The 26,190-nt window shown below is 67.0% G+C and carries 24 protein-coding genes; 9 read left to right on the top strand and 15 right to left on the bottom strand.

Going from position 1 to position 26,190, the window contains the following annotated elements:
* The first annotated feature begins 4 nt into the window (after positions 1-4).
* The 4 genes from NDN16_RS00120 (at position 5) to NDN16_RS00105 (ending at position 5,757) form a co-directional block, all read left to right on the top strand.
* Positions 5-1,627, top strand: a complete 1,623-nt coding sequence (locus NDN16_RS00120) for an MFS transporter (RefSeq protein ID WP_251111597.1) — start codon at positions 5-7, stop codon at positions 1,625-1,627.
* Positions 1,628-1,670: 43 nt separating this feature from the next.
* Positions 1,671-3,116: a metal-dependent hydrolase family protein gene (locus NDN16_RS00115; protein ID WP_251111596.1), complete on the top strand. Its 1,446-nt coding sequence runs from the start codon at positions 1,671-1,673 to the stop codon at positions 3,114-3,116.
* A gap of 160 nt (positions 3,117-3,276) precedes the next feature.
* Positions 3,277-4,509 (top strand): glycosyltransferase, encoded by a 1,233-nt coding sequence (locus tag NDN16_RS00110; protein WP_251111595.1) that lies wholly within the window; start codon positions 3,277-3,279, stop codon positions 4,507-4,509.
* A 6-nt stretch (positions 4,510-4,515) separates the two neighbouring features.
* Entirely contained in the window at positions 4,516-5,757 is a 1,242-nt protein-coding gene (locus NDN16_RS00105) for a glycosyltransferase (protein WP_251111594.1), read from the top strand.
* Positions 5,758-5,783: 26 nt separating this feature from the next.
* Here the strand turns inward: NDN16_RS00105 and xseA are convergent, their stop codons facing one another.
* Together xseA and NDN16_RS00095 are read right to left on the bottom strand one after the other, a co-directional pair.
* The gene (xseA, locus tag NDN16_RS00100; RefSeq protein ID WP_251111593.1) at positions 5,784-7,355 is read right to left on the bottom strand and encodes an exodeoxyribonuclease VII large subunit; all 1,572 of its coding nucleotides are present in this window, start codon (positions 7,353-7,355) and stop codon (positions 5,784-5,786) included.
* Positions 7,355-8,311 (bottom strand): LysR family transcriptional regulator, encoded by a 957-nt coding sequence (locus NDN16_RS00095; RefSeq protein WP_251111592.1) that lies wholly within the window; start codon positions 8,309-8,311, stop codon positions 7,355-7,357. Before NDN16_RS00095 ends, xseA begins: the two co-directional genes overlap by 1 nt.
* A 174-nt stretch (positions 8,312-8,485) precedes the next feature.
* Here NDN16_RS00095 and NDN16_RS00090 point away from each other — a divergent pair, with 174 nt between their 5' ends.
* Complete coding sequence (locus NDN16_RS00090) at positions 8,486-8,752, top strand: DUF1127 domain-containing protein (RefSeq protein ID WP_251111591.1); 267 nt, start codon at positions 8,486-8,488, stop codon at positions 8,750-8,752.
* Between the two features lie 81 nt (positions 8,753-8,833).
* Here NDN16_RS00090 and NDN16_RS00085 read toward each other — a convergent pair whose 3' ends face one another.
* The 10 genes from NDN16_RS00085 to NDN16_RS00040 all read right to left on the bottom strand — a co-directional run bounded on the left by NDN16_RS00085 (position 8,834) and on the right by NDN16_RS00040 (position 19,332).
* Complete coding sequence (locus NDN16_RS00085) at positions 8,834-9,871, bottom strand: ABC transporter substrate-binding protein (RefSeq protein WP_251111590.1); 1,038 nt, start codon at positions 9,869-9,871, stop codon at positions 8,834-8,836.
* Between the two features lie 25 nt (positions 9,872-9,896).
* Positions 9,897-10,688 carry an ABC transporter permease gene (locus tag NDN16_RS00080; RefSeq protein ID WP_251111589.1) on the bottom strand — a complete coding sequence of 264 codons (792 nt, stop codon included), beginning with the start codon at positions 10,686-10,688 and terminating at the stop codon, positions 9,897-9,899.
* Positions 10,685-11,575, bottom strand: coding sequence for an ABC transporter ATP-binding protein (locus NDN16_RS00075; protein ID WP_251111588.1), 891 nt, complete (start codon positions 11,573-11,575; stop codon positions 10,685-10,687). The genes NDN16_RS00080 and NDN16_RS00075 overlap by 4 nt, the downstream gene beginning before the upstream one ends.
* A gap of 63 nt (positions 11,576-11,638) precedes the next feature.
* A complete protein-coding gene (locus NDN16_RS00070) occupies positions 11,639-12,571 on the bottom strand; it encodes a hydroxymethylglutaryl-CoA lyase (protein WP_251111587.1) in 933 nt (310 codons plus the stop codon).
* A complete protein-coding gene (locus NDN16_RS00065; protein WP_251111586.1) occupies positions 12,568-13,788 on the bottom strand; it encodes a CaiB/BaiF CoA transferase family protein in 1,221 nt (406 codons plus the stop codon). The genes NDN16_RS00070 and NDN16_RS00065 overlap by 4 nt, the downstream gene beginning before the upstream one ends.
* 109 nt (positions 13,789-13,897) lie before the next feature.
* Entirely contained in the window at positions 13,898-14,806 is a 909-nt protein-coding gene (locus tag NDN16_RS00060) for a LysR family transcriptional regulator (protein ID WP_251111585.1), read from the bottom strand.
* 7 nt (positions 14,807-14,813) lie between these two features.
* Positions 14,814-16,130 (bottom strand): hemolysin family protein, encoded by a 1,317-nt coding sequence (locus NDN16_RS00055; protein WP_251111584.1) that lies wholly within the window; start codon positions 16,128-16,130, stop codon positions 14,814-14,816.
* Between the two features lie 107 nt (positions 16,131-16,237).
* Positions 16,238-17,014 carry a hypothetical protein gene (locus NDN16_RS00050; RefSeq protein ID WP_251111583.1) on the bottom strand — a complete coding sequence of 259 codons (777 nt, stop codon included), beginning with the start codon at positions 17,012-17,014 and terminating at the stop codon, positions 16,238-16,240.
* A gap of 68 nt (positions 17,015-17,082) precedes the next feature.
* Positions 17,083-18,456 carry a glutamate--cysteine ligase gene (locus tag NDN16_RS00045; RefSeq protein WP_251111582.1) on the bottom strand — a complete coding sequence of 458 codons (1,374 nt, stop codon included), beginning with the start codon at positions 18,454-18,456 and terminating at the stop codon, positions 17,083-17,085.
* A gap of 132 nt (positions 18,457-18,588) precedes the next feature.
* Entirely contained in the window at positions 18,589-19,332 is a 744-nt protein-coding gene (locus tag NDN16_RS00040; RefSeq protein WP_251111581.1) for a 16S rRNA (uracil(1498)-N(3))-methyltransferase, read from the bottom strand.
* 142 nt (positions 19,333-19,474) lie between these two features.
* Between NDN16_RS00040 and NDN16_RS00035 the strand changes: the two genes are divergently transcribed.
* Positions 19,475-20,272 (top strand): SDR family NAD(P)-dependent oxidoreductase, encoded by a 798-nt coding sequence (locus NDN16_RS00035; RefSeq protein WP_251111580.1) that lies wholly within the window; start codon positions 19,475-19,477, stop codon positions 20,270-20,272.
* Positions 20,273-20,325: 53 nt separating this feature from the next.
* Here the strand turns inward: NDN16_RS00035 and NDN16_RS00030 are convergent, their stop codons facing one another.
* Together NDN16_RS00030 and NDN16_RS00025 are read right to left on the bottom strand one after the other, a co-directional pair.
* Positions 20,326-20,502 carry a hypothetical protein gene (locus tag NDN16_RS00030; protein WP_251111579.1) on the bottom strand — a complete coding sequence of 59 codons (177 nt, stop codon included), beginning with the start codon at positions 20,500-20,502 and terminating at the stop codon, positions 20,326-20,328.
* A 31-nt stretch (positions 20,503-20,533) separates the two neighbouring features.
* Positions 20,534-21,082, bottom strand: coding sequence for an O-acetyl-ADP-ribose deacetylase (locus NDN16_RS00025; RefSeq protein WP_251111578.1), 549 nt, complete (start codon positions 21,080-21,082; stop codon positions 20,534-20,536).
* Positions 21,083-21,198: 116 nt separating this feature from the next.
* On the opposite strand from NDN16_RS00025, the gene NDN16_RS00020 reads away from it, so the two are divergent.
* The 3 genes from NDN16_RS00020 to glcF are packed head-to-tail and all read left to right on the top strand — an operon-like array spanning position 21,199 to position 25,263.
* Entirely contained in the window at positions 21,199-22,692 is a 1,494-nt protein-coding gene (locus tag NDN16_RS00020) for an FAD-linked oxidase C-terminal domain-containing protein (protein ID WP_435301025.1), read from the top strand.
* Between the two features lie 8 nt (positions 22,693-22,700).
* Positions 22,701-23,918, top strand: a complete 1,218-nt coding sequence (glcE, locus tag NDN16_RS00015; RefSeq protein WP_251111576.1) for a glycolate oxidase subunit GlcE — start codon at positions 22,701-22,703, stop codon at positions 23,916-23,918.
* A 4-nt stretch (positions 23,919-23,922) separates the two neighbouring features.
* Entirely contained in the window at positions 23,923-25,263 is a 1,341-nt protein-coding gene (glcF, locus tag NDN16_RS00010; RefSeq protein WP_251111575.1) for a glycolate oxidase subunit GlcF, read from the top strand.
* 25 nt (positions 25,264-25,288) lie between these two features.
* Here the strand turns inward: glcF and NDN16_RS00005 are convergent, their stop codons facing one another.
* Positions 25,289-26,002 (bottom strand): L,D-transpeptidase, encoded by a 714-nt coding sequence (locus NDN16_RS00005; protein WP_251111574.1) that lies wholly within the window; start codon positions 26,000-26,002, stop codon positions 25,289-25,291.
* Between the last annotated feature and the right edge of the window lie 188 nt (positions 26,003-26,190).

Below are 26,190 nucleotides of genomic sequence, written 5' to 3'. Positions count from 1 at the left end.
TGCGATGGCCTATGCGACATCCACCGGACCGGACCTGCGAGACGAGGAGCGCCGCTCCTGGGTGCCCATGATCGCGATTGCGCTGGGGCAGGTCATCATGTCCTACAATGTCGCGTCGTTGCCCGTCGCCATGGGCGGCATGGTCGAAAGCTTCGGCGTCCCCCCCACGACGGTGGCCACGGGCATCGTGGCCTATTCGATGATCGTTGCCGGCTTCGTCATGCTGGGCGCCAAGCTGGTGCAACGGCTGGGCGCATTGCAGGTCTTCCGCGCGGCGGTCGTGCTGTTCGGATGTGCGCAGGCCCTTATGACATTCAGCCCCACGGCATCGGTGATGATCGTGGCGCAGGCGCTGTGCGGCGCGGCCGCCGCCGTCATCGTGCCGTCCCTGGTCGCCCTGATCGCAGAGAACTACCATGGCAGCCAGCAGGCGACCGCCGTAGGCGCGCTGGGTTCCGCACGGGCAGGGGCCGGCGTCGCGGCTTTCCTGATCGGAGGCGTGCTCGGCAGCACGATCGGCTGGCGACCGGCCTTCGGCCTTCTGATGGTCGCCTCCGCCGTCGTGGTGGTCCTGAGTTTCCGGCTTGCCCCGGACAAGGGCCGACCGGGCGTCGGCATCGATGTGGTCGGCGTGCTGCTTGCCGCCGCAGCGATCATCCTCATCAGCTTCGGCTTCAACAACCTCAACGGATGGGGCTTCGGGCTGGCCCGGGAAACAGCACCGTTCCATATCGCCGGCCTCTCCCCGGCGCCGCTGATGATCGCCTTCGGTGTTCTGCTGGGCCAATTGTTTTTCCTGTGGACGCGGCGGCGGGAGCAACGGGGGCTGACGCCGCTGCTGGCACTTGCGGTGCTGGATTCCGTCCACGAGCGCGCTGCCGTCTATGCCATGTTCGCCGTCGTCGCACTCGAAGCCGCGCTGAACTTTTCCGTGCCGCTGTATATCCAGATCGTTCAGGGGCGGTCGCCTCTCGCGACCGCCGTCGCGATGCTGCCGTTCAACCTGACGGTTTTCGTGGCGGCGCTGGTCATCGTTCGCTTTTACGGACGTTTCACGCCGCGGCAGATCGGCCGCGCCGGCTTCATCCTCTGTTCGATCGCCCTGGTCTGGCTTTCCTACGTGGTGCGCAACGACTGGAGCGAATGGCCGGTGCTGGCCGGCCTGGTGCTTTTCGGCATCGGGCAGGGCTCGCTGGTCACGCTGGTCTTCAATGTGCTCGTGACGGCCTCGCCGAAGGAACTGGCAGGCGATGTCGGCTCCTTGCGCGGGACGACGAACAACCTTGCGTCGGCGGTCGGCACGGCGCTGGCCGGTGCCCTGATGGTGGGCCTTCTCAGCGCGGCCGTCGTCACCCGCCTTGCCGAGAACCCCGTGCTGACGCCCGAACTGCAGGCGCAGGTGAACCTGGGCGAGATCACTTTCGTGAACAACGAGCAGTTCGCCGGCATCGTCGCCCGTACCGGCGCGACGCCGGAGCAGAAGGCCGAGGCGATCCGCGTCAACACCGAATCCCGCCTTCAGGCACTGCGGATCGGCTTGATGATCATGGCCGCTCTGGCCATCGTTTCGATCATTCCGGCAAGCCGCCTGCCCAATTACCGGCCGGGGGAGATACCCGCGCCATGAGACAGATCGGTCGGATAGGCCGCCAGGCATACAGGAGAACATCATGAGCCGGTTTCGTCTGGGTTCCAAATACGCCCATCTGGTCACCGGAGGCCCTTGTCCATGCCATAGCCCCGCCCTGCAAAAGGTTGCCGGACGGCTGGAAAGCTTCTCCCGGAGGGGATTTCTGATCGGCGGCGGCGCGGCAATGCTGTCAGCGGCGTTGCCGACGATGGGCAAGGCCCAGGACAGGCCGTCGGCGCGCATCGTCCTGCGCAACCTGCGCCTGTTCGACGGCACTGCGGATACGCTCGCCGATGGCGTTCAGGTGGTTGTCGAAGGCAATCGCATCGCGGCTCTGGACACCACCAATGCAACGCCGCCGGACGATGCGCGGGTTATCGATTGCGGGGGCCGGGTGCTGATGCCCGGTCTGATCGACGCCCATTGGCACACGCTTTATGCCGCCGTGCCGCTTCCCGTGCTGATGACGGCGGAGCCCGGCATGATCTTCGCGGCGTCCACCGCCGAGGCCGAGCGGACGCTGATGCGCGGCTTCACCACCGTCCGCGACATGGGCGGCCCGGTGTTTTCGTTCAAGCAGGCGATCGACAGCGGCATCATCGTCGGGCCGAGGATATTTCCCTCCGGGGCCATGATCACGACATCCGGAGGCCATGCCGACCTGCGGATGCCGTTCGAGATCCCCCGTGACGGCGCGCTGAGCGTCAGCGAACTGATGGGCACCGCGGCGATCGTCGACGATGCAGGCGACCTGAAGCGCCGTGTGCGCGAGCAACTGCTGCAGGGCGCCTCGCAGATCAAGCTGGTCGGCGGTGGCGGCGTCTCGTCTCCGCGCAGCCCGCTCGACATGTCCACCTTCGACGAGGACGAGTTGCGCGCCGCCGTTGCCGTCGCGCGCGACTGGAACACTTATGTGTCCGTCCATGCCTATGCGCCCGAAACCGTCCGCCGGTCTCTGATGACCGGGGTCGGCTGCGTGGAGCATGCGCATCTGATGGACGAGGAGACGGCCCGCCTGTTCGCGGAGCGGGAAGTGTGGCTGAGCACGCAGCCCTTCCTGACCATGGATGACGCGGCGTCGCAGACGGGGCCGGGCGTCGAGCGCGTGAGACAATTGTTCGAGGGCACGCCACGCGTCTACGAGTATGCCCGAAGATACGGCATCCGGACGGCATGGGGTTCGGACGTGCTCTTCTCGCCCGAGCTGGCCCCGCGCCAGAACATCATGCTCACCCATCTCGGCCGCTGGTATTCGAATGCCGAGGTTCTGCGCAGCGCCACGTCGGTCAATGCCGAGCTTCTGGCGATGTCCGGGCCGAGAACGCCTTACGATGGCCGGCTCGGCGTGATCCAGGCGGGTGCGCTGGCCGACATGATCCTGATCGACGGAAATCCCCTGGACGACCTCTCCCTGTTGGAGAATCCCTCGGAGCGGCTGAGCCTGATCGTCAAGGACGGGGTCATCGTCAAGACCATGCTCGAATAGAGCGCGTCCGCACCCGAAGACATATATTATCGTTTATACCAAAATTCTGCGAGCATCGACGTCCGGGCAGGAATTGCCGATGGACGAAGCGCTTTTCGGACGATAATCCTTGACCTTGCGGCGGATACGGCGTCGCCGTGAGCTAGGATTGAAGTCTTACATGAAGCTGCTCTTCGTGCATCAGAACTACCCCGGTCCGTTTCGCCACCTTGCGCCGGCGCTGGCCCGATCGCCCGATCGCCGTGTCGCCGCTCTCCATATGCGTGCGGACCTGCCCGACCGCGTCGACGGCGTTCAACTCGTTTCCTACCGTCCCTCGCGCAGCAGTACGCGGGACGTGCACCCCTGGCTGCGCGACCTGGAAACCAAGACGATCCGGGGCGAAGCGGCGTTTCGCGCGGCAAACGCGCTGCGCGAGCGGGGGTATGAACCCGATATCGTCATCGGCCATCCGGGCTGGGGCGAAATGATGTTCCTGAAGGACGTCTGGCCGCAGGCGCGCATGGTGGTCCACTGCGATTACTATTTCCGCAAGGATGGAGGCGACGTGGGTTTCGACCCCGAATTCGTCACGCCCGACCCGCTCGACGCCAGTCGCGTCGCCTTTCGTAACCTGCATCTGGACATGACCCTGCGCGAGGCGGATGCCGGCCTTGCGCCGACGCGGTTCCAGGCCACGGCCTTCCCCGAATTCTTCCGGGAGCGGATAACCGTGATACCGGAGGGTATCGACACGGGCCGTTTCGCGCCACGCGCCGATGCAGCGGTCGATGTCGGCGATGGCCTCGTGCTGACCCGAGCCGACGAGGTCGTCAGCTTCTGCGCCCCCGTGCTGGAGCCCGGCAGCGGGTATCACGTCTTCATGCGCGCGCTGCCGGACCTTCTGGCAGCCCGGCCGACAGCGCACATCGTCATCGCGGGCGGGGAGGGCGCACCGGCGGACTGGCCGGCCGCCGGACTAAGCTGGAAGCAGAAGTTCATCGACGAGGTGCGGTTGCTCGTCGGTCCGGCGGACTGGGCCCGCGTCCATTTCATCGGGCGGCCGGACCAGCGCGGACGCCTGGCGCTGGCGCAGGCGTCCTCGGTGCATGTCCACCTGTCCTATCCGTTCCCCCTGTCGCCCCATCTGATCGAGGCGATGAGCGCGGGATGCGCGGTCGTGGCCGGCGATACCGAACCTGTGCGCGAAGCGATAACGCACGGCGAAACCGGCATTCTGGTCGACTATTTCGATCCAGCCGGCATGGCCGCCTCGATCGCCTCCCTGCTGACCGATGCCGCCATGCGGGCCGAGTTGGGACAGCGCGCCCGCGCGGCGGCCTGTGCCGGCTGGGATCTGAACGAGGTGACGCTGCCCCGGGCGAAGGCATGGCTGGAGGCAGTCGCAGCCTGACCGGCCATGAGAAACCTTCTCTTCGTCCACAATAACTTCCCCGCCCAGTTCAAGCATGTGGGGCCGTTGCTGGCGCGCGAAAAGCGCTACGCCGTAGCCGCCCTCCACAAAAGGTCGGATCTGCCCCAAGAGGCGCTGGGCATGCGCCTCCACGGCTATACGCCCGCCGGCGCCATGTCGGCCGGAGTGCATCCGTGGCTGGTGCAGCTTGAAAACGCCCTCATCCATGGCGAGGCGGCCACGCGCTGGGCGCTGGACCTGCGCAAGGCGGGGTACGAACCGGACGTCATCATCGGCCATCACGGCTGGGGCGAGATGATGTTCCTGCAGGACATCTGGCCCCGGGCGCGTATCGGCCTGTACTGCGAACTCTATTACCGGCACCGGGAATCGAGTTGGGACTTCGATCCCGAGTTCCTCGACAGGATCAACCCGGCGGCCGTGTGCAAGGCGCGGATGCTGAACATTCCCTTCGACCTCAGTTTCGAGGGGGCGGTCGCGGGCCTTTCGCCGACGCGCTGGCAGGCCGATACCTTTCCCGAGACCATCCGCCGTCGCATCGAAGTGGTGCATGACGGCATCGATACCGCGCAGATCCGGCCCAACGGAGGCGCGCGGCTGGCGGTAGACGGCGGCGTACTGACCCGCGAGAACGAGGTGTTCACCTTCGTCAGCCGTCATCTGGAACCCTATCGCGGGCTCCACACCTTCATGCGCGCCCTGCCGGCGCTTCTGCGCCGGCGACCGGCGGCGCATGTCGTCATCGTCGGGTCGGAAGGCAAGGATGGCGGCTACGGCCCGCTGCCCGAAAGCGGAACCTGGAAGGACAGGTTCATTGCGGAAGTCCGGCCGCAGATGGATGATGCACAATGGGCCCGGGTGCATTTTCTGGGCCGTATCCCCTATGAGCGCTTCGTGCAGGTGCTGCAGGTGTCCACCGTCCACGTGTATCTGACCTATCCGTTCGTGGTGTCGTGGTCTTTGCTGGAGGCGATGAGCGCGGGCGCCGCCATCGTCGCCAGCGATACCGCGCCCGTCCGCGAGATGGTGGAGCACGGGCGCAACGGCATTCTGGTCGACTTTTTCGACAGCGCGGCGCTGGCGGATACGCTCGTCCGGCTTGCGACGGCCCCGCTGCAGCGGACGCGGATGGGGGCCGCCGCACGACAGTTCGTCATCGATACCTATGATGTTGCGTACTGCGCGAGGCGGCAGGCCGAGTGGATCGACCGGGTGGCGGCCGGTTAGCCGACGCCTCGCGGGCCGGAAACCTGCTAGAACAGCTTCCCCTGCTCCGGCTTGTCCGGCTTCGCCGCGCGGCGGGGCTGGCCGGCGGCGCCGTCACCGTCCAGCGCCATGGCCTCGCGGCTTTCGCCTCCGGAAAACTCGATGGAAAAGCGCTGTCCTGCGGAAAGTCCGTCTGCCCGGGTGATCGGCTGGCCGGCCGTATCGCGGATGATGGCATAGCCGCGCTCCAGCACCCGGCGCGGATCCAGGCTGGCGGCAAGCCGCCAGACGCCTGCCAGCCGTTCGGTGCGGCGGACGGCCGATCGCTCCCAGGTCTGGTCAAGCATCGCGCCAAGCGGCATCAGCCGCCGGCGCCCACCGTCCAGCCGGTGATCCAGCACCGAGGGACGAAGCCCGGCCGCAATGCCGGAAAATCGGTTCCGTGCACCGGATGCACGGCCGGAAATCGCATGGCCGGACCGGTTGGCCAATTCCGTCAGATGCGCGCGCCTGTGTCCGATCATGATGGCCAGCCGGCCGGGTTGCAGCCGTGCTGATGCCGACAGGAAGCGCCGCCTTTCGGTGGTGACGTAGGCCGTCAGGCCGCGTTCCAGCCCGGCGGCAAGGTCGTCCAGGCGGCGTCGCGGCGTCGCGAGCATCATGTCGGCGCCAGGCATGGCGCGCGTCAGCGCGACCAGCGCGCGGCGCTCCTGCTGCAACTGCCGGCTGATGCCGGCGCGCAGGCGGGCATGCAGGGCGGCGACCTGCGCCAGCAGTTCCGCCCGGACGGGGACGGCCATTTCCGCCGCGCCGGTGGGTGTCGGCGCACGCCGGTCGGCCGCGTGGTCGATCAAGGTCCAGTCCGTTTCGTGGCCGACCGCCGAGACGATCGGAATGGCGGACGCCGCAGCCGCCCGCACGACGGATTCGTCGTTGAAGCCCCACAGATCCTCGAGGCTGCCGCCGCCCCGCGCCACGATGATCAGGTCGGGCCGCGGAACCTTGCCGGCCGGGTCGATGGCGTTGAACCCGTCGATGGCGGCGGCGACTTCGGCCCCGGACGTCTCCCCCTGCACCCGGACCGGCCAGACCAGCAGATGCACGGGGAAGCGATCGGCGATGCGGTGACAGATATCGCGGATGACCGCGCCGGTGGGCGAGGTCACGATGCCGATGACGCGCGGCATGAAGGGAAGGGCGCGCTTGCGGGCCGCGTCGAAAAGGCCCTCCGCTTCCAGCTTCAGCCGTCGCTCGTTCAGGAGGGCCATCAGGGCGCCGGCGCCGGCCGGCTTCAGGTCGTCGATGACGATCTGGTATTTGGATGAGCCGGGATAGGTCGTCAGCCGTCCGGTGGCGACGACTTCCAGCCCTTCCTCCGGCCGGAAGGCCAGCTTGGCGAAGGTGGCGCGCCAGACCACGGCGTCCAGCCGGGCGCGGTCGTCCTTGAGCGTGAAATAGGCGTGGCCCGAGGCGTGCGCACCGCGATATCCGGAGATTTCGCCGCGCACGCGGACATTGCCGAACGCATCCTCGACCGTGCGCCGCAAGGCGCCGGACAATTCCGAGACGGAATATTCGGCGGCATTGGTGCCCTGTGGCGCGAAGAGCCCGTCCGACATCACCAGCCGGTCGCCGTCATGCCGGGGCGCAGGCGTTGCGAGCGGATCACCCGCGTTTCCGGCAACTGCCGCGTCAACGGCGTCTCCTCGGTCGGCGGCACGAGGTTGCGCAGGCTTTCCCTGATATGCTCGATCAGCGCGGAGATGACCGGGGTGTCGGTGTTCTTGCCCCGCATCACCGCGATCTCGGCATCCTTGAGCCTCGGGAACCCTTCCTCTTCGGTCAAGACGCGCATTCCGGGCCGCAGCGCGCATTCGGGCAGGACGCTGATCGCCAGACCCGCCAGAACGGCCGATGTGACGATGGTGGCCGACCAGCTGGTAAACAGCACGCGATGCTGCCGCCCGGCCTGTCGCAGGGCGTCGATGCCCTGCTTGCGCCAGACGCAGTCGGCGCGGCCGATGGCCAGCGGCAGAACCTCTTCCAGGTGCACCGTGTGACACGCCGAAGTGACGAAATGGAGCGGCTCGCGCCGGACGATCTCGGACCAGGCATGCGTCTTGGACGGGCACACCAGCGCAACGTCCAGATGCCCTTTCTCGACATGCTCGACCAGGCTGTTCGTCGTCTCGCAGGCGATCTGCAGTTCCACGCGCGGATTGGAGCGCACGAAGCGGCCCATGATCTCGGGCAGGAAGCGCTCGGCGTAATCGTCGGGCAGGCCGATGCGGACATGGCCGGAAATATGCTCTTCGTCGAAGGCGGTCAGCGTTTCCTGGCTCAGCGCCAGCATGCGCCGTGCGTAGCTGAGAAGGCGGGCGCCGTCGTCCGTCAGCTTCACGCTGCGGCCATTACGCTCGAACAGCTCTTTTCCGAGGCGGTCTTCCAGACGGCGGATCTGCATCGATACGGCCGACTGCGTCTTGAAGACGTCTTCGGCGGCGCGCGTGAAACTGCCGGTGTCGACGACGGCGATGAAGGTTCGGAGCTGGTCCAGATCGAGAGGCGTGGCCATGAACTCAACCCATCATTGATGATGATGGATAGCATTACAAACATTCGTTGGCCTAATCAATGAGGCAGTCTTATCTCCTTGGTTGTCAGCCAGCGTCCAAAGGCCTGGAACGGCAGGGGAAGCCCTTCTGCCGAACGGCTTCGGCTGGCTTCTCGACAGCGAAAGGGAACGAGAATGTCTATCACCCTGAAGGGTAGCGGCCGCAACGAGTTCGCCGGTCTCGCCTCCTCCGTGCGGGTCGGCTTCGCGGCCATTCCCGCGCTCTGGCGCTCCTGGCGCAATCGTCGTCAGGCCTACCGCCTGTCCGAAATGCCGGACTATCTCCTCAACGATCTCGGCATCCGGCGCGATGACGTGCACGAGGCACTGGGCGCAAGCTGGCGGGAAGACCCGACGTTCAAGCTCGCGGTAAGGGCGGCCAGGCGCCGGCGCGGGCTTTGATGCGACGACCCCGGCCGGGCGCCGGTTCAACTGCCGTAAGATGACCGCCACGGATCGACGAGATCCGTGGCGGTTTTGCGTTCAGGCCCTGGAGGCTTCCACGAACTGCGGAACGAAGGTCTGCTGGAAGGTCACGTCGGCATTGGCCAGTTCCGGGTCCAGCGTCTTCAGCATCTCGAACAGGCTGTCGAACCCGTCCTCGCCGATGATGCCGTCGGGGCTGTACATGGCGCGCGAATTCTCGAAGGCGGTCTTGTAGAACTCGCGATCGCCGAACAGGTATTCCTCCGGCACGGTGTCGGCGACGTCGTCCGCGGTGGCGTCCTGCAGCCAGTGCAGCGACTTGACGAAGGCGTTGACGATGCGCTGCGTGGTCACCGGGTTGGCGTCGATGAAGCTCTGCTGCAGGTACACGGTGGCGGCGGGGTTGGTGCCGCCGAACAAAGCGCGGGTGCCTTCCTCGGTTCTGGTGTCCAGCAGGATCTCGATGTCGCCGTCGGCTTCCAGCCGCGCGATGACCGGATCGAGATGCGACAGGCCTGCGATCTCGCCGCGCTTGACGGCTGCGACACCGCTGGCTCCGCCGCCGATGCCGATGATGGATACGTCGTTTGCCGTCAGCCCGTTCTTGACGAGAGCGTATTGCAGCAGAAGCGCCGTCGAGGAGCCGGGCGCCGTTACGCCCATCGCCCGGCCCTTGAGGTCGGCGATGCTCTTCACCTCCTCCGCAAGATCCTTGCGGATGCCGATGCAGATGCCGGGGAAGCGGCCGAGCTCGCAGACCGCCTTGATGTCCTGACCCTTGTCCTGCATGCGGATCGTATGCTCGTAGGCGCCCGTGACCACGTCGACCGATCCGCCGACGAGGGCCTGCAGCGATTTGGCGCCGCCGCCGAAATCGTTGATGGAGACGGTCAGGCCTTCTTCCTCGAAGAAGCCGCGCCGTTCCGCGATGGTCAATGGCAGGTAGTACAGCAGCGGCTTGCCGCCGACACCGAGCGCGAGGCTGGCCTTTTCCGGCGTCGCGGAGGCATCCTGCGCATAGGCCGGCAGGCGCCCGAGAATGGATGTGAGGCCGAGTGCGGCGCTCCCCATCAGGACCGTTCTGCGTGTCGTCATGGTATTGTACCTCCCTTTTTGCTTGTTAGGCGGTCGCCGTGCCGGCGGCCTGCGGACGCCAGACGAGAAGCCGGTCCTCGGCCAGCGTCACCAGCCAGTCGATCACCAGCACGAAAGCCATCAGTACGAACATGCCGGCAAAGACGCCCGTTACGTCGAAGACGCCTTCGGCCTGATGGATCAGGTAGCCGAGGCCCGCCGCCGAGCCGAGATATTCGCCGACGACCGCGCCCACCACGGCGAAGCCGACGGCGGTATGAAGGCTGGAGAAGGTCCAGGACAGGGCGGAGGGCAGATAGATGTGGCGAAGCAGCTGACGCTCGTTCATGCCGAGCATGCGGGCGTTGGACAGGACGGTCTGGTTTACCTCCTTCACGCCCTGGTAGACGTTGAAGAACACGATGAAGAAGACCAGCGTTACGCCCAAGGCTACTTTCGACCAGATGCCGAGGCCCAGCCACAGCATGAAGATGGGCGCAAGCACCACGCGGGGCAGGGCGTTTGCCGCCTTGACGTAAGGGTCGAAAACGGCGGCCAGCATCGGCTTGCGGGCAAACCAGAAACCGATGGCGATGCCGCCGACCGAGCCGATGATGAAGGCCAGCGTCGCTTCCAGCAGCGTGATGCCGAGATGGTACCAGATGGTTCCGGCCACGAACCACTCGTAGATGCGCACCGCGACGTCCACCGGCGTGGAAAAGAAGAACCGTGCGTTGGAGGGATTGCCGAAGACGGTGGTCGCGGTGAACAGGTGCCAGACCAGGATGACCACAAGCGCGACGCCGATCTGCGCCGGCAGGAGCAGATGCTTCTTCATGACCGAACCCCACTCGTCTGCCGATAGCCCTTCAGCACCTCTTCCTTCAGCGCGTGCCATATCTCGCGGTGGATATCGTGGAAGGCCTTGTCGAGCTTGATTTCGGAAATCTCGCGCGGGCGGGCGAGAGTGATGTCGTAGGAACCCATGATGTGGGACTTCGGCCCGGCCGACATGATGACGACACGGTCCGACAGGGCGATCGCTTCTTCCAGGTCGTGCGTCACGAACAGGACGGCCTTGCGGTCCTGCGACCAGAGGTCCAGCAACAGGTCTCCCATGATGACGCGCGTCTGCGCGTCGAGCGGGCCGAAGGGCTCGTCCATCAGCAGGAATTTGGGATCGCGGATCAGAACCTGGGCAAGGCCGACGCGCTTGCGCTGGCCGCCGGACAGCATATGGGGATAGCGGTCGGCGAAGGCGGCCAGCCCGACGCGCCCGAGCCATTCGCGCGCCCGCTCCAGAGCCTGCCGGCGCGGCGTGCCCGCGACCTCCAGCCCGATGGCGACATTGTCCAGCACCGTTTTCCACGGCATCAGGGAATCCTGCTGGAACAGGTAGCCGGCCTTGCCGTTCAGGCCTTCCAGCGGGCGTCCGTCGATGCGGACCGTGCCGGCGGAGGGTTTCAGAAGCCCGGCCACGGCATTGAGCAGGGTGGATTTGCCGCAGCCTGTCGGCCCGACGATGGCTACGAACTCGCCGTCGCGGACGGCCAGGTCCGTCGCCGCCACCGCGTCGAACTTCAATCCGTTGGACAGCCTGAAGGAAATCTCGACCTTGTCGAGGTCGATGGCCGGATCGGCGGCCGCGACGGCCGGCGCGGCGCGTGTCGCCGCGCTCACGAGCACCGACCCGCCGGCGCGAGGGCGCGCCCGAACGTCTGGCATGCTTGCATTGTCTCCTCCCATTGCGTGCGCAACCTATGATTATTATGCGTTTCGCGAAATACGTCAGCCGGGAATGGGCGTTTCCATTTGGCGAACGACATGGCGGACCTGGCCACCGGCCTGCGCCCCCGGCAGGGCGGCGGCCCGGTTGGCGAGCGGAACCAGCGCGTCGAGCGTCACGCCGGAAGCGACGCCCATGCGGTCGAACATCGACACGAGGTCTTCGGTCGCGACGTTTCCGGTGGCGCCGGGGGCGAACGGGCAACCGCCAAGGCCCCCCATGGCCGCGTCGAAGACGCGTACGTCCTCCTCGAACGCGGCGAACACGTTGGCGACGCCGCGCCCGTAGGTGTCGTGGGCATGCAGGGCCCAGTGCCGGACCTGCGGGAAGGCCGCCCGCGCCGCTGCGAAAAGCTGGCGCACCTCCGCCGGCGCCGCGCGCCCCGTCGTATCGCACAGGCAGACTTCCGCGTCGGGCCGCAGCGGCACCAGGCGCTCCAGCAGCGCCAGCACCGCGTCGGGGCCGACGCGCCCTTCGAAGGGGCAGTCGAAGCTGGTCGCAAGGTTGAGCCTGACCGGGATCGTCGCCGGCGTCCTCTGCATCAGCGCGGCATAGGCTTCGGCGGACTCGGCCGGTGTCTGGCGTACGTTGTTGCGGTTGTGCGCTTCCGATACCGAAAGCACGAACGCGATCATCGGCGCGCCGGCGGCCAGCGCTTCCTCGCCGCGCCTGCTCGTCGGCACCAGAACCTGCGGCAGGAGGCGCTCGTGCCCCTCTACGCCTCTCAGAAGCTCGGGCGTGTCGGCCAGTTGCGGAACCGCTTTGGCGCTGACGAAGGAGCCGATCTCGATGCGGCGCAGGCCGGCTTTCGCCGCGTCTTCCACGAAGCCGAGCTTTTGCGCGGTGGGAATGAACGGTCCGATGGGCTGGAACCCGTCGCGGGGTCCGACTTCGACGATCTCGACGTCGTGGATCGGTAGAAGAGCGTGTTTCACACGACTTTCCTTTCGCGGAGGTCTGCGATTTCGTCGGGCGCGAAGCCGGCCTGCGCCAGGACCTCGTCGGTGTGCGCGCCGATGGCCGGGCCGGGCCAGCGGATATCCCCCGGCGCTTCCGGAACATGCGGCACGATCCCGGCATGGAGCGTCTGCCCGATCAGCGGGTCGTCGATGCTGCGGACCATGCCGCGGGCGCGATACTGCGGATCTGCGGCGATATCCGCCGCCGTATAGGCAAGGCTTGCAGGAATGTCGGCGGCGTCCAGCTCGGCCGCGGCGTCGGCGGCGTTGCGGGCCGATGTCCATCCGGTGATGATGCCATCCAGCGCCTCGACATGCGCCAGGCGTGCGGAATTGTCGACGAAGCGCGGATCTGCGGCCAGTTCCGGCCGGCCGATCGTTGTGGCAAGCCGGCGGAAAAGAGGGTCGGAATTGGCGGCGATCAGCAGCCATCCGCCATCCGACGTCGGGTAGGCGCTGGTGGGCGCGGCCGTCTTTATACGCGCGCCTTGCGGCTCGCGGATCGTGCCCAGGCTGCCATATTCGGGCAGCATGCCCTCCATCATGGACAGGACGGATTCCGTCAACGCCACGTCCAGCGTCAGGGCCTGCGGCGTGGTGCGGCCGGCATCGCGCTGCCACAGCGCGGCCATCAGGCCGAACGCCGCGTAAAGGCCGGCAATTGAATCCCCGATGGAGATTCCGACGCGCGATGGCGGCAAATCGGTCATTTCGGGCGGATGGTTGGTCAGGTAGCGCAGGCCGCCCATCGCCTCGCCGATGACGCCGAAGGACGCTTTGTCGCGGAACGGGCCTGTCTGGCCGAAACCGGAAATGCGCGCAATGACGAGATCGGGCCGGACGGCGCGCAAACTGGCGGCGTCGAGTCCGAACCGGTCGAGTTGACCGGCTCGGAAGTTTTCCACCAGTGCGTCGGAGCGGGCGGCCAGACGCAGGACCACGTCGCGCGCCTCCGGCTTCTTCAGATCGAGCGTGATGCAGCGCTTGTTGCGGCCATGCATGGACCACCAGGGCGAATGCCCGTTCTTGTGCTGGCCCCATTGGCGGACCGGGTCGCCGCCGGGCGGCTCGACCTTTATGATGTCGGCGCCAAGATCCCCCAGCAGGCGGGTGCAGAATGGCGCGGCGACGAAATGGCCAAGCTCGATCACTGTCAGCCCGGTCAACGGACCGTGCCTCGGCGTATCTTCCATGATGTCCTCCCCGGCCCGTCTGGGCCGCAGGCAGGTTTGCAAGCTCGGCAGGCCGCGTTCCAGTCGCCTTGCGCAAACGCACGTTCGTACCGCGCGAAGAAATGCCGGTTCAGGCGCCGGCCAGGAGATGCTCGCGGAACAGGCGGACGGCGGGCGTCGCCTCGGACGGATCGCGGCTGACGAGCTTCAGCTCCCGGTGGGCCCATTCATCCGTCAGCGGGATGGCCTTCAGCCGCATGCCCGGGCCGATGACGGCGAAGACACGGTCGGGAATGAGGCCGATGCCGATGCCGCTTTCCACCATGCGAAGCACGGCGTCGAAGCCAGGCACGTGGAAACGCAGCTTCACGTCGCGCCCCGCCATCGCGGCGGCGATTTCGGAGCGGCGATAGATGGCGCTGTCTTGGTGCAGGCCGATATGCTCGTATTCCAGCGTATCGGCAAAGCCGATTTCGGTGCACCGCGCCAGCGGATGGTCGGCGCGTACGGCCAGCATCAGCCGGTCGCGGCGATAGGGGGCGGCGAACAGCGCGCGGCTGTCCATGGTGGCGACGCAAAGGCCGATGTCGCCGACGCCTTCCTCCACGCCGCGGATGACGGCGGCGCTGGTGCGCTCTTCCAGTTCGATGCGGATGCCGGGATGCGTCTTGTAGAAGCTCGACAGATCCTCCGGCAGGAACTCCACGATGGTCGAGATGTTGGCAAGTATCCGCACATGGCCCAGCATGCCGCCGGCGTGGTCCGCCAGTTCGGCGCCCATGCGCTCGACATTGGCCAGGATGGCGCGAGCGTGCCCCAGCAGGGCCTCTCCCGCCACGGTCGCGCTCATGCCGCGCGGATGGCGCGTAAACAGCGCCGCGCCCAGGACCGCCTCCAGCTCCGCCAGCCGCTTGGACAGGGCGGATGGCGCGATGTTCTCGCGCTCCGCCGCGCGCGTCAGATGCTGCTCGTCGCATACGGTCACGAACAGCCGGAGGCTGGTCAGGTCGATCCGGCGGATGAGGTCGAGGGACGCCAAGGCCGGCTCAGAACTCGGACATCTCGCCGCCCACGGGATGCGCCGGCTGGTGCGTGGCCAGAACCTTGTCGATGCGGCGGCCGTCCATGTCGACGATCTCGAAGGTCCAGTCCTCGTAGGTCAGCACCTCGCCGACTTCGGGAATATGCCCGATCTCGTCCAGGATGAAGCCGGCCAGCGTCTCGTAGTCGCGGTCCCGGGGGAAGGTAAGCTGGACAAGGGCGCGCTCGACATTGTCGACCGTCATGCCGGCATCCACCAGCCAGGAGCCGTCGGCCCGCCGCGTCACGCCGTGCTCTTCCTCGATGCCCTCCGGCAATGCGCCGGCGATGGACGCGAGGATGTCGGTGGGGGTGACGACGCCTTCGAAGGAGCCGTACTCGTCCAGCACGATGGCCATGTGCGTGGAGGCGGACTGGAAGCGGTCCAGAAGCTTCAGCACCGGCATCGCCTCGTTGACGTAGAGCGGCTCGCGCAGCGCGGTCCGCACGTCGATGCCGCCGGACTCGCGGAACTGGTCCAGAAGGTCCTTCGCCTGCACCACGCCGATGATGTCGTCGGGGTTTTCCCCCGCCACCGGTATGCGGGAATGGCCGCTCGTGCGGATCTCGTCCAGGACGGCGGTCGGCTCGTCCTCGATCGACACCCAGAAGACGTCCGGGCGCGGCACCATGACGGAGCGGGCCGTCCTGTCGGCGATGCGCAGCACGCCTTCGATCATTTCCCGTTCCTTCGGCTCGAAGACGCCGCTCTGCGTGCCTTCGGCGATCATCGCCTTCACCTCTTCCTCCGTCACCGTGTTCTCGGCCTGGCTGGGGACGCCGACGAGGCGAGAGACGGTTTCCGTCGATATGCGCAGGAACCACACGATCGGCGCGCCGATCCTGGCGAGCAGCAGCATGAAGGGCGCGACGAAGGCGGCGATCCGCTCCGAATGCGTCAGGGCGAACCGCTTGGGAACCAGTTCGCCGAGGATGAGCGACAGGTAGGTGATGATGACGACGACGATGGCGAAGGCCGTACCCTGCGAATAGGCGCCGACGACGGGCAGCGGATCGAGGATCTCGGCCAGCGGGCCGGCAAAGGCCGAGGCGCCGAAGGCGCCGGCGAATATGCCGACGAGGGTGATGCCGACCTGCACCGTGGACAGGAAGCTGGTGGGATCGTCCACGAGCTTCAGGGCGCGGGCGGCACCCTTGCTGCCCTCCTGCGCCATTTGCTGCAGGCGGCCGCGCCGTGCGGAGACGACGGCCAGTTCGGACATGGCGAAGAAGCCATTCAGGAAAATAAGGAAGATTACGACGACTGCGTTGAAGACAAGCATCCGGCTCGGGGAACCTTTTCAGCGGGCGCGACGGCCCAGGGAGGGCGCATGGCCCAGAGAGATCGGGAGATGGCACGCAGGCCGGGCCGGCGTGGAAGGACAGGGGGTCATCGGCTCTTTCCCGGCCTCCGGGAAGGCGGGTGCCGCTCGAAGACGGCCATCATGTCGCGCCAGTATCCGGCCTGCATCTCGCGGCCGCTGGCCATCATGTCGAAAGCCATGTCCATGGGCGTGCGCTGGCGCTCCGCCGTCGGCGCCGGCTGCGGCGTGGCTTCTTCGGCCCTGGTGGTCTGGGGCGATTCGGCGGCGTCCATGGCGAAGGGCCACGGAAAGCCCTTGAACGCGTCGGAGAAGAGACGGGTCATGGCGGCGGCGGGATCGGGCGCGGCGTCCCGGCCGGATGGCCGGCTGAAGGCCTCCATCGCATTGGCCGACCGGCGCATCACCTCCGCCATCCAGACGCCGGCGGTATCGGAGGGCAGGGGCTGACGATCGGGCCGGCCGCCGGCATTGTGCATGAACGCCTCGAGCGTCATGGCGGACAGGGTCGGCATCATCTTCATCAGCGTGTCGGGCGCCAGCCCGCTGACCATCGAGGCCTGGCGCGCCACCGCGTCGGCAAGCCCGGCCGGTCCGAACAGGCCCTTCATGGCCGTGCTGCCCGCGGCGCGACTGTCCGCCGGCAGCAGGGAAACCTTCGCCATCATGTCGGCGAATGCGGCCTGGTTGGCCTGCAGTCGGCGAAGGCCCAGCAGAAAGGCGGGGGCGAGGGCATCCGTCGCCTCGCGCATCTCGTGCTCGCTCAGGCGAAACTGCGCCTGAAGCCCTTGCATCGCCTGTTGCATCTGGGCCGTGGCCGCAAGCCAGTCGGCAAAACCGTTCATGGTCCTTTTCCGCTCATTGGCCGACAAGCATGGGGCCAAACGTCATCGCTGCCAAGAGGCAAGCGCGTTCAATAGGTCAAATGAGCGAAAACCTTGGCCATGGAGCGGTTCCACTGCGTCTCGTAGAGGCGCACCAGCTCCTCGGCCGAGGTGGTGCCGCGCGCCACCACTTCCTCCAGCGGCGCAAGGAAGTGGCTTTCGTCGTTGCCTTCCTCGTTCATCCGGGCGCGGGCCTTGAGGCCCTTGCGCGCGATGGCCACCACCGCGCGCGACAGTTCCAGCACGCTGCCGTCGCGGAAGCGCGTCGCAAAGCCGGTTGCCGGCACCGCCTCCCGCATTGCCGAGACTTCCTCGAAGGTCCAGTCGGCGCAGAGCGCCTCCGCCTCGGCCATCGCGGCTTCGTCGTAGAGAAGGCCCACCCACAGCGCCGGCAGGGCACAGATGCGGCGCCAGGGGCCGCCGTCGGCCCCGCGCATCTCGATGAAACGCTTCAGCCTTACATCCGGGAAGAGGGTGGACAGATGGTTGGTCCAGTCCCCCATGTTCGGCGTCGCGTCCGCGACGCGGCCCTTGAAGGCTCCGTCCAGGAACTGCCGGAAAGTGATGTCCGTGGCGTCGTGGTAGACGCCGTCGCGCATCACGAAATACATGGGCACGTCGAGCGCCCATTCCACGTAGTCGCGGTAGGTGAAGCCGGGCTCGAAGACGAACGGCAGCAGGCCCGAGCGCTGGTTGTCCACATCGCGCCAGACGTCCGAACGCCACGAGACGAGGCCGTTCGGCTTGCCTTCGGTGAAGGGCGAGTTGGCGAAGAGCGCGGTAGAGACGGGTTGCAGTTTCATGCCGATCTGCATCTTGCGGCGCATGTCGGCTTCGTCGGCGAAGTCCAGATTGACCTGGATGGTGCAGGTGCGGAACATCATGTCCAGACCGCGCGTGCCCACCTTCGGCATGTAGTTGCGCATGATGTCGTAGCGCGATTTCGGCATGATCGGCGTTTGTGCCAGCGTCCACAGGGGGCTGGACCCCATGCCTAGGAACTCGATGCCGATATCCTTCGCCACCTTGCGCACATCCGACAGATGGGCATTGGATTCGCGGCAGGTCTGGTGGATGGTTTCCAGCGGCGCGCCGGAAAGCTCGAACTGGCCGCCCGGCTCCAGTGAGATCGCGCCCTGGCCGGACGCGCCGGCAAGACCGATGATGCGACCGTCGTCGGTGATGGCCTCCCAGCCGGACAGCTGCCGCATCCCCTCCAGTAGGCGCCTTATGCCGCGCTCCCCTTCATATGGAACGGGCTCCAGCGTATCGGCATAGAAGCCGAATTTCTCGTGCTCGGTCCCGATGCGGAATTGCGCCTTCGGCTTTTCCCCGCCCTTCATGTAGAGGGTCAGGTCGTCGACGCTGTCGATCGGCGTCAAATCGGTCGTGTCGCGCGCCATGGCTTTCCAGTCCGCTGTCCGCCGCAGGCGGTCGATAGTCACTCAGGCTGTCTAGAGCGTTTCCTACTCATATGGAAACGCTCTATTGCCCGGACCGGCCCTCATGCAAGTACCGATCGCAACCGGTCGGCATTATGCGCGCCAGTCGCCCGCTGCCGCCTGGACCACGGCCATCGCCGCGACGGCCGCCGTATCGGCGCGCAGGATGCGCGGGCCGAGGGGGATCGCCGTTACGAAGGGCAGCTCAGTCAGCATCGAGCGCTCGTCGGCCGAGAAGCCGCCTTCGGGGCCGATCAGCAATGCAAGCGGCCTGCCGGCCAGCGGCGACAGGATATCCAGCACGGCGGCTTCAACGGCCCGCTCGTCGCAGAAGATGAGCTGCCGGCCGGCGTCCCAGCCGTCCAGAAGCCGGTTCAGCCGTACCATGTCGCGGCACTCTGCGATGGACAGGATGCCGCATTGCTCTGCCGCCTCGACCGCGTTGGCGCGCATGCGGTCGAGCTTGATGCGCGGCGCCTGGCAATGCTGCGTCATCACCGGCTGCAAGACTCCGGCGCCCATCTCCACCGCCTTCTGCACCATGTAGTCCAGGCGCGCGCTCTTCAGTGGCGCGAAGAGATAATGAAGGTCGGGCGCCGGCGTCTGTGGCCGGGTCATCCGCTGCACGGCCAGATCGAGCCGCTTTTTCGAAACGGGGGCCAGCCCGGCCAGCCATTCGCCGTCGCGCCCGTTGAACAGCAGTACCGCGTCGCCGGCGCCCAGCCGCATGACGTTCATCAGGTAGTTGGCCTGTTCCGGCGTCGCGGCCAGCGTCGCCCCTTCGGCGAGGGCGTCCTCGACATGAAGGCGCGGGGCGCTGAAATCATAGTCCGGCATGGCGGCCTCCAGAACACTTGTCGCAGGCAGAAACCGAATCGCCGCCCGTCTCGTTTCCATGCGCACATAAGGGCTGCTTTGGAACCGGTTCAATCGCAAACGCAGCCGCCATCACGGTCGAGCCTCAAGGAGACGGACTTCAATGGACCTCGGAATCAATGGGCGCGTCGCCATCATCACCGGCGGCTCGGGCGGCATCGGTTTCGCCACGGCGAAACTTCTGGCGGACGAAGGGGTCAAGCTGGTCCTTTCCGACAAGCAACAATCGGATGTCGACGAAGCGGCCGCGATCCTTGGCGGCGACACCCTGGCCGTCGCGGCCGACGTGACCAGCCAGAATGACGTGAACGCGCTCGTGCAGCGGACGATCGAGACATTCGGCACGGTCGACATCGTCGTCCACACGTCCGGCATCACCGGGGGCAAGGGCGATCCGCTGGAAGTGACGGACGAAGAATACCAGGAGGCCTGGGCAATCGATTTCATGTCCGCCGTCCGCATCGCCCGCGCGGCGATTCCGCAGATGCGCCAGGGCGGATGGGGCCGGTTCGTGTGCATAACCTCGGAGAACGTAGTGCAGCCCTATTGGGAGGAAGCCACCTACAACTCGGCCAAGGCCGCGCTGGGAGCCTTCATGAAGGGCCTGTCCTACCGCGAGGCCGAAAGCGGGGTCTTGTGCAACACGGTCGCGCCCGCCTTCATCGAGACGCCGATGACGGACGGCATGATGAAGAAGCGCGCGGAAGAGATGAACATCTCGTTCGACGAGGCGGTACGCTCTTTCCTGGACGAAGAGCGGCCCGGCATCGTGCAGAAGCGGCGCGGCAAGCCCGAAGAGGTGGCGGCCGCCATCGCGCTTCTCGTGTCGGACCGGGCCTCCTTCATCAACGGCGCCAATCTGCGCGTCGACGGCGGGTCGGTGATGGCCGTCCAGAACTGATCATCCATCGTGGCGGGGCGTTGCCCCGCCCCGGTGACCTTGCCTGCGCCGGGTCACTCGATGGTCTTGGGTGGGACGGGGTCGGATGCCGGAAAAGTGTCATCTAAGGCTTCGTCCAGACATGCGTCCTGATCATTCCTTTTTTTCGACGACTTTTCACGTTCCACCTTGTCGCTGCGGAAACGGTTCTCCTCTTCCATCTCGCGGTCTACGCGATTGACCTCGCTCATGACGCTCTCCCTTGGAACTTGATCCTTCGGATCAGGAACGGGTATCCACCCCGCCCGTTCCTGCCACCAGTGCCGCACTCAGGATCGCGGCGTCCGCCGTGGAAAACGCGCACAGCACGATGCGCGTGAAGCCGCCGCCATCGGCCGCGTCCAGGCATGCCCGGACCGCGATCCCGGCGGCTTCGCTTTTGGGATAGCCGTAGACGCCCGTGGAGATGGACGGAAACGCGATGCTGCGCACCCCGTTCTGCCGGGCGAGCGTGAAGGAGTTGCGATAGGCGTCGGACAGAAGCTGCGGCTCGCCGCGCCCTCCGCCATGCCACACCGGCCCCACGGTATGGATGACGCGGCGGGCCGGCAGGCGGTAGCCGAAGGTGATGCGGGCCTCTCCCGTGGGGCAGCCGCCGATGCTGCGGCATTCTTCCAGAAGCTCCGGCCCGGCGGCGCGATGGATGGCGCCGTCCACGCCGCCGCCTCCCAGCAGGCTTTCATTCGCCGCATTGACAATGGCATCGACCGCCAGTTGCGTGATGTCGCCGACGATAACCTCGATGTCCGTTCCGTTGCGTGTCGTCTTCATGGCTGCTTTCCCTTGCGCTTCCTCACATGCTTGGCACCGGGGCGGGCGTGGACTTGCCCGCGGTCTTTCTTTAGTTGCATTCCAGGGTAGTGATGAGATGGGAGGCCGGGAGCGTCATGACCATAGCCATGCCGAAGCCGGACCGGGAGGTTCTGTCGCGACGGGAGGCCATCGTGGCCGCATTGCGCGCCATCGTGCCCGGCGAGGGCGTCGTCGACGCGACCAACGAGATGCGCGTTTTCGAGACGGACGCGCTGACCGCCTATCGCCAGCTTCCGCTGGTCGTGGTGCTGCCGGAGACTGTAGAGCAGGTGGCCGCGGTGCTGAAATATTGCCACGCCGAGGGCATCAAGGTGGTGCCGCGCGGCTCCGGCACCTCGCTGTCGGGCGGGGCGCTGCCGCTGGAAGACGGCGTGCTGCTGGTTCTGTCGCGGTTCAACCGCATCCTGGAAGTGGATTTCGACAATCGCTGCGCCGTCGTGCAGCCGGGCGTCACCAACCTCGGCATCACGCGCGCGGTGGAGCATGCCGGCTTCTACTACGCGCCGGACCCGTCCTCGCAGATCGCCTGTTCCATCGGCGGCAACGTGGCCGAGAATTCGGGCGGCGTGCATTGCCTGAAATACGGGCTCACCGCCAACAACCTGCTCGGCGTCGAGTTCGTGACCATCGAGGGCGAGGTCATCCGCCTCGGCGGCAAGCATCTCGACAGCGAAGGCTACGACCTGATCGGCCTGATGACGGGCTCCGAGGGCCTTTTGGGCGTAGTGACGGAAGTCACCGTGCGGATTTTGCAGGCGCCCGAGACGGCGCGCGCCGTGCTGATCGGCTTTCCGACCAGCGAGGAGGCGGGCGCCGCCGTGGCCGCGATCATCGCCAAGGGCATCATCCCCGGCGGCATGGAGATGATGGACAGGCCGGCCATCCACGCGGCGGAAGATTTCGTCCATGCCGGCTACCCGCTGGACGTCGAGGCGCTGCTGATCGTGGAGCTGGACGGCCCCGAGGCGGAATGCACCCACCTTCTGCAGGAGGTGGAGGCCATCGCCCGCGCCAACGGGGCCACCACGGCGCGCGTGTCGCAATCGGCGGAAGAGCGCGCGGCCTTCTGGGCCGGGCGCAAGGCGGCCTTCCCAGCCGTCGGGCGCATCTCGCCCGACTATCTGTGCATGGATGGCACCATTCCGCGCAAGGAACTGCCGCGCGTGCTGGCCGGCATGAAGGCGCTTTCGGAAAAATACCGGCTGCGCGTCGCCAACGTGTTCCATGCCGGCGACGGCAACCTGCACCCGCTGATCCTGTACGACGCATCGAAGGACGACGAGCTGCAGCGCGCCGAGGATTTCGGCGCCGACATCCTGCGCCTTTGCGTGGAGGTGGGCGGCGTCCTGACGGGAGAGCATGGCGTGGGCATCGAAAAGCGCGACCTGATGCCCGAAATGTTCGGCGAGGATGATCTGCGCCACCAGCAGCGCGTCAAATGCGCCTTCGACGACAAGCATCTCCTCAACCCCGGCAAGGTGTTTCCGGTGCTGCACCGCTGCGCCGAACTGGGCCGCATGCATGTGCACCGGGGCCAGGTGCCCTTTCCGGACCTGCCGAGATTTTGACGAAGACCATGCCGAACACCCAAAGCAGGATCATCCGTCCCGACACGGCAGAAGGCGTGCGCGATGCCGTGCAGGCCGCGCTGGCCGACTCTGCGCCGCTGGCGGTCGAAGGCACGGGCAGCAAGGCCGCCATCGGCAAGCCGGTGCAGGCGGCGGCCACGCTGTCCACGGCCGGGCTTTCCGGCATCACCCTCTACGAGCCGGAAGAGCTGGTGCTGTCGGCCCGTGCCGGCACGCCCATGGCCGAGATCGAGGCCGCGCTGCAGGCGCGGGGGCAGCGACTGGAGTTCGAGCCCATCGATTACGGGCCGCTTCTCGGCCAGCCGGCGGGGCAGGGCACGCTCGGCGGCGCCATCTCGTGCAACCTGTCGGGCCCGCGCCGCATCAAGCAGGGCGCGGCACGCGACCATATACTGGGGATAGCCGCCGTTTCCGGCCGGGGCGAGATCTACCGCGCCGGCGGGCGGGTGGTGAAGAACGTGACGGGCTACGATTTGTCGAAGGGCATGACGGGGGCCTGGGGCACGCTGTCCATCCTGACCGACATCACCATCAAGGTGATGCCGGACGCGGAAACCGAGACGACGCTGGTCCTGCGCAACCTGCAGGACGACGAGGCCGCGGGCGCTCTGTCGGCGGCCATGGGCTCGTCCGCCGAGGCATCCGGCGCGGCGCATCTGCCCTACGGCGTCGCGGCCGGCGTGCTGGACGGGCGCTTCGGCAAACAGGCGGCGACATTGGTGCGGCTGGAGGGCTTCGGCCCGTCCGTCGCCGCGCGGGCCGGACATCTGGCCGCGGCGATGGAGCGCGTCGGTCCGGTGGAGCGGCTGGAGCGGGACGAATCCCGGCTGCTGTGGCGGCAGGTGCGCGACGTCGCGCCCTTTGCCGGGCCCGACCACCGCGCGGTGTGGCGGCTGTCCGTCACGCCGACGCGCGGGCCGGAGATCGTCATGGCGCTGCGCATGCACATGGCGGCCGACGCGCTCTACGACTGGCAGTGCGGGCTGATCTTCCTGCGGCTCGAGCATGGGGTGGAGGCGGAGCGTATCCGCGCCGTGGTCGCGCAGCATGGCGGCGGCCACGCGACGCTGGTGCGGGCCGGGCTGGACGAGCGCCTGTCCACCCCCGTCTTCCAGCCGCAGCCGCCGGCGCTTGCGGCACTGTCGCAACGGCTGCGCGCCCAGTTCGACCCGCAAGGAATTCTCAACCCCGGCAGGATGGGCTGACGCCATGCAGACACATTTTCCCCTGGCGCAGCTTGCAGACCCCGATGTCGCGCATTCGGAAGAGATCATCCGCAAATGCGTGCATTGCGGCTTCTGCACCGCGACATGCCCCACCTATGTCACGCTGGGGAACGAGCTCGACAGCCCGCGCGGGCGCATCTACCTCATCAAGGACATGCTGGAAAACGGCCGGCCCGCCGATACCCAGGTCGTCACCCATATCGACCGATGCCTGTCCTGCCTGTCCTGCATGACGACGTGCCCTTCGGGCGTCAACTACATGCATCTGGTGGACCATGCCCGCGCCCATATCGAGGAAACCTACACCCGCCCGCTGCCCGACAGGCTCATCCGCGCCATGCTGGCCAAGGTGCTGCCCTATCCGGCGCGTTTCCGCGCCGCGCTGAAGCTGGCAGCCCTCGGCCGGCCCTTCGCCCCCTTGCTGGACAAGGCCGGGCCGCTGCGGCCGCTGGCCGCCATGCTGCGCCTTGCGCCGCAATCCGTGCCGGCCGCCGCGCGCGGCCATGGCCCCGGCATGAGGGCAGAGGGCGCGACCGCCGGCCCGGCGCATGGCAAGCGGGTGGCGCTGCTGTCCGGCTGCGCGCAATCCGTGCTGGATCCCGGCATCAACGGCGCCGCCACGCGCCTCCTGAACCGGCTGGGCGTCGAGGTGGTGATCCCGCGCGGCGAGGGCTGCTGCGGCTCGCTGACCCACCATATGGGGCGCGAGGAAGAGGCGCTGGACTCCGCCCGCCGCAATGTGGACGCGTGGACGCGTGCGATGGACGAGGGCGGGCTGGACGCAATCATCGTCACCACATCCGGCTGCGGCACGACCATCAAGGATTACGGCCATATGCTGCGGCTGGACCCGGCCTATGCCGACAAGGCCAAGGCCGTTTCGGCGCTGGCGAAGGACGTGACCGAGTTTCTGGCGACGCTGGACCTGCCGGCCCCGGCCAACCCCGGCGGCGCCGTGGTGGCCTATCACTCCGCCTGTTCCATGCAGCACGGGCAGCGCATCACCAGGGCGCCGAAGGAACTGCTGGCCAGGGCGGGCTTTACCGTGCGCGACGTGCCCGAGGGGCATCTGTGCTGCGGATCGGCCGGCACCTACAACATGCTCCAGCCGGAGATTTCGGCGCGGCTGCGCGAGCGCAAGGTGCGCAATATCGAAAGCGTCGGGCCGGATCTCATAGCAACCGGAAATATCGGCTGCATGACGCAGATCGGATCGGGCACGGGCGTCCCGATCCTGCATACGGTGGAATTGCTGGATTGGGCCTATGGCGGCGCGCGGCCGCAAAAGCTGGCAGGCCAGCCGATGGCGGAGGCGGCGGAGTAGCCCCCGCCGCCTTCCCTGCGGGCGGTCAGCCGCCGAAGATGTTGGCGAGGAAGCCGGGCTGCTTGTACCGGCCCACGGCGTTTTCGGTGTAGATGCGGTCGCGGCCCGCGCCGCCGGGGCCGATCACCACCACCTTGGTGCCGGGCGATACGTTCTCGTACAGATGGGTGACATCCTCGTTCATCATGCGGATGCAGCCGGACGACATGTTCTGGCCGATGGTCCAGGGCTGGTTGGTGCCGTGGATGCGGAACAGCGAATCCTTGCCGCCGCGATACAGGTACAGCGCCCGCGCGCCCAAAGGGTTGTTGGGCCCGCCCTCCATGTAGGCCGGCAGGATGCGGCCCTTGGCGCGCTCGCGCTCGCGCATGCGGGCAGGGGGCGTCCAGCCCGGCCACTCGGCCTTGCGGCCGACGCTCATCGCGCCGCCCCAGGAAAACCCTTCCTTGCCGACGCCCACGCCGTAGCGGGTGGCCTTGCCGTCGGCATGGACGTGGTAGAGGAACTTGCGGTCGGTATCGATGATGATCGTGCCGACCTTCTCGCGCGTGGTGATCAGCACCGGCGTGCGCGCGAAGCGCTTGTCCGGCGCGGGCATGGCGCGGGTTTCGCGCGCGCCCTGCACCCAGCGCTGCTCGGTATGATCGTAGTAACGGGTGGTCTGTGCGGCGGCGGGAAGGGCGCTGCCGAGGGCGGCAAGCGAAACCAGAACGGCCCCGGCAAGGCGAAGACTTTTCATCGGAGATCCCCCATGGAAGGGGCATGCGCGCCCCGTGAGGGATAAGAATAGGACGATCAACTTATAGTTGCGTTGCCGAGTTCGAATTCCGGCGTAATTGCGGCAGGCTGTTGCCGTACGGGCACAGGGCGCGCTTGCGCGGCCGTGCCGGGCGAGGGGGCGGAAGCGCGGACGAAACCGCCCCGCCG

This window comes from Aureimonas altamirensis, assembly GCF_023702225.1.
Lineage (GTDB): Bacteria > Pseudomonadota > Alphaproteobacteria > Rhizobiales > Rhizobiaceae > Aureimonas > Aureimonas altamirensis_B.
This window is presented reverse-complemented; position numbering and strand designations above follow the sequence as displayed.